At 61.4% G+C, this 541-nt stretch carries 1 pseudogene; it reads left to right on the plus strand.

From position 1 onward, the window contains the following. Nucleotides 1-132 precede the first annotated feature (132 nt). A pseudogene (locus tag EOA85_RS36845) lies at nt 133-541 on the plus strand (sigma-54-dependent Fis family transcriptional regulator); the annotation flags it as partial.

The following is a 541-nucleotide window of genomic DNA, read 5'->3' on the forward strand; positions in this document are numbered from 1 at the left end:
CCTTCGTGCTTCTTCTGTCGAATTGACAGTTTGCTGATTGAAATCGGAACCTAGTGCGACATCAGCGTAGCCTGTCTTGAAGCAGCCTTGGCCCATAAACCGAAGGGGAAGAGATGGGGATGGGAGGATAGAATGGGCGAGGATCTATGTCATCATGCCGACCGCATTCAGGCCGCGATCGCTTCCGACGCGGCGGCGAAGTCCGCGCTGGTCGCCTCCTGGCGACGGTCTTCCAGTTTGCATCGGCTCAATCCGACCGATTGCAGCCCGCCACGCTATCTGACAGAGGCGGAATTGGGGGAGGCCCGGCAACGCATCGAACCACTCGTCCGAGCTGCCCAATCGAGTCTGGACCGGCTCTATCTCGCGGTGGGCGGCGTCGGATGCTGCGTCCTGCTCGCCGATCGTAACGGCGTGCCCGTCGAACGGCGCGGCGCGCCTGTGGATGACGAGACGTTTCATTCCTGGGGTTTGTGGACCGGCTCCGTCTGGAACGAAGAGTGCCAGGGCACCAACGGGATCGGCACCTGTCTGGTTGAAC

The organism is Mesorhizobium sp. M5C.F.Ca.IN.020.29.1.1 (assembly GCF_003997375.1).
GTDB lineage: Bacteria > Pseudomonadota > Alphaproteobacteria > Rhizobiales > Rhizobiaceae > Mesorhizobium > Mesorhizobium wenxiniae.